This is a genomic window from Methylorubrum podarium (assembly GCF_022179745.1).
Taxonomy (GTDB): domain Bacteria; phylum Pseudomonadota; class Alphaproteobacteria; order Rhizobiales; family Beijerinckiaceae; genus Methylobacterium; species Methylobacterium podarium.
This window is the reverse complement of sequence record NZ_BPRD01000618.1, coordinates 1-2138: the sequence shown is the minus strand read 5'-3', so window position 1 is coordinate 2138 and position 2138 is coordinate 1. Positions and strand designations below refer to the sequence as shown.

Below are 2138 nucleotides of genomic sequence, written 5' to 3'. Positions count from 1 at the left end.
CGCGCCGAGCGCGTCGCCGCCTCGGTCGCGATGCGCTGACGCGTCGTGTGTCGCCCACATGCCGGCCGTCAGTGCCGGCAGGCGCCCTCCCGCCACGCGCCGCCCGCATCGAGGCAGGCATCCTGCGCGAGGACGTCCCGCAGCCGCCAGCCGGCCGCGCTCGCCAGAACGGCGAGCATCAGCGCCACCACAATCCGCCGCCTGATTCCCGTTCGCATCGTCTGAGACCGAGAGCGCCTGCGTGACCCACCTCCATCCTAGCCCCCGGCCGCGCCGCGGGTCACGCGGCCCGATCCTGCTGGCGATCCTCGCTGCCGCCGCGGGAGCCGCCCAGGCCCAGGACCGCGAGGCGCCCGCGAAGAACGAGTGCCGCCGCACGCCGACACTGTCCGAGGGACCGGCTCTCGGCTTCGGGCGCGTCGTCGCGGCCGGCCGCACCGCCTTCGTCAAGGACGGGCTCGCGCAGACCGGCTGTCCCGATGCGGGCGCCGAATGCCGCGAGCGGGCCTATCTGGTGACCGGCGATCCCGTGATCCTCGGGGCGCGCCGCGGCGGCTATGTCTGCGCGAGCTATCGCGGGGCGAAGGGCGACCTGGCGCGAACCGGCTGGCTTCCGGCCGAGGCGGTGGCGGCCGAGGCGCCGGCCCCGGTCGCGCCGGACGATTGGCTCGGCACCTGGACCCAGGCGGAGGGGCGCATCCGGGTGAAGCCGGGAGACAAGCCCGGCACGCTGTCCATCACCGGCGACGCGACCTGGGGCGCGGGCGATCCCGAACGGGTGAAGCGCGGCGGCATCCATCTCGGCGAGATCTCCGGCACGGTCGCGCCCGAGGGCGACGGCGCCAGCTTTGTCGTGGGCGAGAACGGCACCCTGCCGGTCGCGAAGGGCGGGGAATACGATTGCAAGGTCTGGCTGCGGCGCCTCGGCCCCTGGCTCGTGGTGGAAGACAACCTCGCCTGCGGCGGCATGAATGTCAGCTTCCGCGGCGTCTACCGGCGAGAACCGTGACGGGGTGCGGACGCATGACCCGGCGCGCCCTCCTCGCAGCCGCAGTAGCGCTCGCGGCCTGCACCCCGGCTCCGACGACGATGAGCGCCGAGGCCGTCGAGGCGTTCCTCGAAGTGCCGCTGCCGCCCGGCCGCCGCGACCTGCGGGTCTTCACCGAGGCCGGCATCGACCGGCTGATGCTGCTGCGGCTCGACGCGCCGAGGGCGGAGGCCGACGCCTTCGCCGCCCACCTCGTGCCGGACGGTCTCGCGGCGGGCGCCGATCCGGGGCTGGGCGCCCTCGGCACGGCCTTCGAGGGCTGGATCGCGGCGTCGCCGGAGGGGAGCAGCGGCGGGCAGACGCTGGTCTCGGGGCGGCGGGCGGTGAAGGTCGTGGTCGCCCCGGCCGAGCCCGGCTGGCGGCGGGTCTGGGTCGCGAGCTTCACCCTGTGAGCCGCGCGGAGGCACCATGGACGGACGAAGACCGGACCGGCCGCGACCGCCGCGAGGAGGCCGGCGCATGATGCTCGCGGTGACCGCCCTGGTCTGGACACCGGCCCTGCTGTTCGCGCTCGGGTTCGGGCTGGCCCACCTCACCGGCTGCCGGGTGGACGAGGGAAGCGCGCATCCCTGCCTCGTCGCCGGCATCGATATCGGCGGCCTGCTCTACACCCTGATGATGATGGGCTGGCTGGTCATCCTGCTCCTGCCCTTCATGCTGCTGACGGTCGTGATCTGGCTCGGGATCGGCCTGCGGGCGCTCTTCGCCGCGTGGCTGTCGTGACGGCTCCGCTCGCGCCCGCTTCGCACAGGATTTCGCGCAAGCCCCGTCCCTCGAGGCAGGAAGGCCCATCGATGTCGCACCGCGCCCGCTCCCTGGCGGCTCTCGCCCTGCTGTCCGTCCTCGCGGGCGGCGACCGCGCCGAGGGCAGCGGTTTCGTCGCCGAGCGCGCCTTCCCGGCGGCGGGTGCCTGCTACGGCCGCCGCTACGACGCGGATCACCTCACCCGTCACCCGGGGCAAGTCGTGACCGCGATCCATCTCTCCGGCTCGTCCCGCGGCCTGATCGCGATGCGTCCGCAGGCCGGCCGGATCGATCCGGAACTGGACCTGAGGCTGCGCATCGACTTCGCCGACGGCGGACGGGCCGA

At 74.4% G+C, this 2138-nt stretch carries 3 protein-coding genes and 1 pseudogene; all 4 read left to right on the top strand.

The window, feature by feature from the left end; genetic code table 11:
- Window positions 1-241 precede the first annotated feature (241 nt).
- Window positions 242-1009: a hypothetical protein gene (locus tag MFF42_RS24775; RefSeq protein WP_238258598.1), complete on the top strand. Its 768-nt coding sequence runs from the start codon at window positions 242-244 to the stop codon at window positions 1007-1009.
- Window positions 1010-1023: 14 nt separating this feature from the next.
- On the top strand, window positions 1024-1440 hold the full coding sequence (locus MFF42_RS24770) for a hypothetical protein (protein ID WP_238258597.1): 417 nt from the start codon (window positions 1024-1026) through the stop codon (window positions 1438-1440).
- Window positions 1441-1507: 67 nt separating this feature from the next.
- Complete coding sequence (locus MFF42_RS24765; RefSeq protein WP_238258595.1) at window positions 1508-1771, top strand: hypothetical protein; 264 nt, start codon at window positions 1508-1510, stop codon at window positions 1769-1771.
- A 71-nt stretch (window positions 1772-1842) separates the two neighbouring features.
- Window positions 1843-2138, top strand: a pseudogene (locus tag MFF42_RS24760) (hypothetical protein); the annotation flags it as partial.

What these genes read in the sequence shown, in the direction of transcription:
- MFF42_RS24765 (WP_238258595.1), top strand. Translation starts at nt 1,508, where the DNA reads ATGATGCTCGCGGTGACCGCCCTGGTCTGGACACCGGCCCTGCTGTTC.
- MFF42_RS24770 (WP_238258597.1), top strand. Translation starts at nt 1,024, where the DNA reads ATGACCCGGCGCGCCCTCCTCGCAGCCGCAGTAGCGCTCGCGGCCTGC.